At 65.9% G+C, this 4,352-nt stretch carries 5 protein-coding genes; all 5 read left to right on the top strand.

Going from position 1 to position 4,352, the window contains the following annotated elements:
- Positions 1-520, top strand: a 520-nt coding sequence (locus tag GA0115233_RS39550; RefSeq protein WP_176712114.1) for an immunity 49 family protein, incomplete at its 5' end; no start/stop codon positions are given.
- Positions 521-889: 369 nt separating this feature from the next.
- Positions 890-1,222 carry a hypothetical protein gene (locus tag GA0115233_RS39545; RefSeq protein ID WP_093725590.1) on the top strand — a complete coding sequence of 111 codons (333 nt, stop codon included), beginning with the start codon at positions 890-892 and terminating at the stop codon, positions 1,220-1,222.
- 67 nt (positions 1,223-1,289) lie between these two features.
- On the top strand, positions 1,290-1,601 hold the full coding sequence (locus tag GA0115233_RS39540; protein ID WP_093725588.1) for a pore-forming ESAT-6 family protein: 312 nt from the start codon (positions 1,290-1,292) through the stop codon (positions 1,599-1,601).
- Between the two features lie 35 nt (positions 1,602-1,636).
- The gene (locus GA0115233_RS39535) at positions 1,637-2,029 is read left to right on the top strand and encodes a DUF6507 family protein (protein WP_255310516.1); all 393 of its coding nucleotides are present in this window, start codon (positions 1,637-1,639) and stop codon (positions 2,027-2,029) included.
- Positions 2,026-4,352 (top strand): hypothetical protein (locus GA0115233_RS39530; RefSeq protein WP_093725586.1); only part of this gene is annotated, 2,327 nt, incomplete at its 3' end. The genes GA0115233_RS39535 and GA0115233_RS39530, both read left to right, overlap by 4 nt.

Raw genomic sequence — 4,352 nt, 5'->3', positions numbered from 1 at the left:
TAACTGGCTGACTGCGTTCTGGCTGGCGGTGATCTGCCGCGATACGCAGCGCATGACGCAGTTGTGTGAGATCCCGCTGGACCGGTTGCTGTCGCCGCCGGGGGCGTACGACGAGTACATCTACAGTTGGGTGGACACGCTTCAGACGTACTGGTTGCGCCGCCCGGGTCTGGTGGAGAAGCTCACGAACACGCTGCAGATGTCCCACCCGGATGTGGCCCGTATCGCCCCGCGTGACCTGTTGGACGGTGTGCTTTACCCGCCCATCCACCTCTTCTCCCGCTTGATTGCGAGGGATTGGGACGGTTTCGCGTCCGGCATGGTGGATGCATTGAAGCTGCATCAGGCGTACTGGACCCTGAATGAGGACCGGGCGTCGGACATCGACGGCAGCATCGCCCTCGGCCCCCTTGCCATGGCCTGTTGGGCCTACGACGGCCAGGTGCCCCTCGGTGTGGAGTCCGACTACCTCCCCAAGCACCTGATCGAGCACAGCTGGCTCGGCGAGTTCCCCACGTGACGCCGAAGGCCGAACGGCGACCGGAACGGGACTCCGAGCCAGGACTGGAGTGAAGGTGAGCGGCGGAACGTCAGCTGGCTCGCGGAGATGTTGGGCGTGGCTCAGGACGTGTGCGTAGGTGTCGGCGCGCCGAGCTGGAACTGGCTGGTGGCGACGGACGGGGGCGGTAGGAGTGGCTGAACAGCCGACGCGTGACCGCGCGCGTCCTTGATTGGTTCTCGGACCGCGGGGGACCGGACCTGTCCGGACAGGTTCCGTCCGGATTGAGCCAACGGTGCGTCAACTGCGTTGCGAGTGCAAGCAGATGTACGAGAGTGTGTTCGATATGCTGAACGTGCTGTGACGCAAGTGGCCTACGGGGGAGGGGCGATGAAGTTCGACATGGGGTCGACGACCCTGGCGGAGCTCGGGAAGAGCACCGGGGGTTCGGTTCAGGATCTCGGGACGCTGATCAGCTGGCTGGTGCAGGCGGCCGAGCCGTTGGAGGGGAAGTTCAACGGGGCCGGCAAGGCGGCGTTCGACAGGTTCAAGCTCAACGCCGACGAGATCACGAACGCGCTGAACAGCTCCCTCGACGCCATCCTCGGCGGTCAGGTCGGCATGGACACCGCGTTCAGCACCGGTGACACGGAGCTGGAGGACAACGCCAACCGGAACATCGGCGTAGCCAACTTCGACGCGGCGCGCTTCGGCGCGCGGTGAGGCCGTAGCGCCGCAGAGCTGTAGTCCGTCCGTCGCCGACGTCACCGTTTACAGGGGGAATTCGACCATGGGGCAGAACCTCGACCGCCGTTCGTACGACACCGGCGCCTCCGGCGAGGTGCAGATGAGCCTGGCCGGGATCATCGGTCAGCTGGAGCGCGTGCTCGCCGACCGGGATGCCGCAGTGAAGGCCGCGATGGCCGACTTCACGGCGGACGGCGTCGCCGACGAGTACCACGGCAAGGAGATGCGCTGGAACCGCGCGGCCAGTGAGGTGCGCGAGATCATCCGGCTGGTCCGCTCGACGATGGAGCAGAACGACGGGACCGCGCAGACGACGCTGGCCAGGGCGAAGGCGGCCGTCGACAACATCGGCTGACGGCGGGGCGGTTCTTCTCAAACGGGGGTCGGCGCATGAGCAAGTGGGACATATCGCCGTCGGGCGTCGGGCATGTCGTCTCGACCGTCGGGGACGTGATGACCGTCCTGGACGACATCATCACGGCGTACTCGCAGGACATGGAGGGCGCGGCCAAGGCGGCCGGGACGGTCGCTCCGGGCGGGGCGGGCGGAGCGAACAAGGGGCAGACCGGGCTGGTGGCCGCGGGGATCGCGGAGTTCTTGCGGGAGTCGGCCGAGGAGTTGCAGTTCCTCGGTGTGCGGATGGGCAAGTCGGTCAACGGCGCGGTGGAGGCGACGGTCGCCTACCGGGACGGTGACCTGGAGATGGCGGCCGAGGCGCAGCACCGGGCGGCCGGCCTGGTGCGGCCGGACATGCCGGACGGCTGGAAGGCGGGCCGTCTGTGATCGACCCGGAGTCGATACCGCTGTTCACCGGTGACCTGGGGCAGTTGGAGCAGCATATCGACGCCCTGCGCGTCGAGGCGGACGGGATTCGCAAGGCGGGCGGGGAGGCGCACCGGCAGTTCCAGGGGCTGTCGGCCTTCTACGAGGCGCCGGAGGCGGAGCAGTTGTTCGCCTCCACCGCTCCGGTGCGGGACGCGGCGGACGCGTACGCGGACAAGGTCTCGGGCGTGGTGAGCGCCCTGTCGGCGTACGCCGTCGAGGTCGGGCCCATCGCCAAGCGGCTGGAGGCGCTGCAGAAGAAGGCGTACGGCTTCGTGGCAGGTCTGAAGACCGAGGGCGGTGAGATCGACGAGAACTGGGCCGAGGACGAGGACAGGGTCACCGAGCACAACGAGCTGTTGCACGAGGTCAATGTCGCCCGGGCGCAGTTCTACGCCGCCGAGATCGCCTGCCACAACAAGATCACGGCACTGGTCGGCGGCACGCAGTACGCCCTGAACACCGGCGCCAAGCAGTTCCGGCCACTGGGCGCGGAGTTGTACGGCGCCAGCGCCGAGGTGCTGGACCAGGCGGAGGAACTGCCGTGGGGGACACCGGTCACGCAGGACCGTGACTGGTGGGACCCGGACGACCTCGGCTACTACGCCAAGAGTTACGTCTGGGACGGTGTGGTCGTCGACGGCATCGAGGGCACCCTCGACGGCATCGCGACGCTCATCGGCCTGAACGGCTCGGACGCCGCCGCGCAGTCCTGGGAGGGACTGGTCCGGGTGGTGGTCGGTGCCGAGACGTACCTGATGGAAGGGGCCAGCGGCCAGAAGCCGACGAGCGGCATTTTTGGGTCCGAGTTCGCCCAGGGCAGCAAGGTGTACGCGAAGGAGTTCGCCAAGGGCTTCGTCGCCTGGGACCAGTGGAAGGAAAACCCCGCCCGAGCCGCGGGCCTGGTCACCTTCAACCTCCTCACCCTGGGCGCGGGACCCCTCAAGGCGGTCTCCGCGGGCAAGGCCGGCACCGCCGCGAAGGTCGCCAACACGGTCGGCAAGGTCGGCGAGGTCATCGACCCGATCGGCGCCATGGCCAAGGCCACGGGCTACGCCCCGAAGCTGGCCGACCTCACGGCCAGCCTGCGCAACACGAACGTCATTCCCGAACTGGCGGGCGCCCGAAGCGTGCTGGAGCTCTCGGACGGCTCCAAACTCGTCATCGAGGACGGCCGGTTCATCGCGTACGACAGGCACGGAGAGGTCGTCGGAGAAGCCCCACGGCAGGAACCCTCCCTGGCCGAGGGGACCGTACCGGCACAGGAACGGGAGTTGGCCGGGGTCGGCGCGGGCACGCATGAAGCATCCGGCTCTCATACGCCTGAGTCGGGCGGTGCAGGAACGGTTGCCCACGGTCATGGCGGCGCTGGCTCCGGCGGGTCGGGCGGTGCCAACGGTACGAATGGCGGGGGCCCCGGCTGGCCCTCGGAGCCTCCGCGCCCGAGTTTCATGCGGGACGGGCCCAATCCTTACGGCCCTCGCGGAAATCTCACGCGGGAGCAGATCGAGGAGATCCAGGTATACCGGGCCAATCATGAACCCGGGTACCTCAAGCAGTTCTACCGGAAAAACGGAACCCGTCTGAGTCTGAGTCTCTACGACGAGAGCGGATATACGCCGCCTCAGCTCGTACAGCTACCGGACAACGGCCCGTGGATTCGGGCGAAGGATGTGCCAGAACCGCCTAGGCCGTATTACCTCGACGAGAAGTATATTCGCGAGGGGGCGGATACCGTCACTGATGCGGCCAGGCTCAAGAAGCTGAATGATGCAGCGTTGAGGCGTCATCTCGCCATCCAGTGGGACAACTTGGTCCGAAAGTGGAAGGCGGAGACAGGTGCCGTTCACCAGCAGTATGGCACTGATGAGACCTATGTTGACTGGGCTGAGGCCGGAGGGACATACAAAGAGTCGCATACTCAGATGGTGGAGCTGGCGGAGGAGTTCGGAGAGACCGCTGCCAGATCCCATTACATGGCCGAAAAAGGTCCGGGATTTGTGGAGCAGAGGCTTCTCGGCCCGAAGAACGGTAATCATCAGTTCGACCAAGTATGGAAGCATGATGACGGTCGAATAGTGGTTATTGAGGCCAAGAGCAGCCCCGATACCGAACTTGGTATACGGACTCTTCCAAATGGTAAGCAGGTCTACCAAGGGAGTAAAGAATATTTTGAAGACATCCTTGCGGCAATGGCGAAGCGTGGTGAACGCGATCTTGTGCGTGCAATGGATAAGGCGTTGCAGGAGGGGAAGCTGGAGTACGTCGTGGTCCACGGTGAGAG

The organism is Streptomyces sp. DI166 (genome assembly GCF_900091315.1).
Lineage (GTDB): Bacteria > Actinomycetota > Actinomycetes > Streptomycetales > Streptomycetaceae > Streptomyces > Streptomyces fuscus.
Note: the sequence above shows the minus strand (reverse complement) of the source record. Positions and strands in the feature narration are given on the sequence as shown.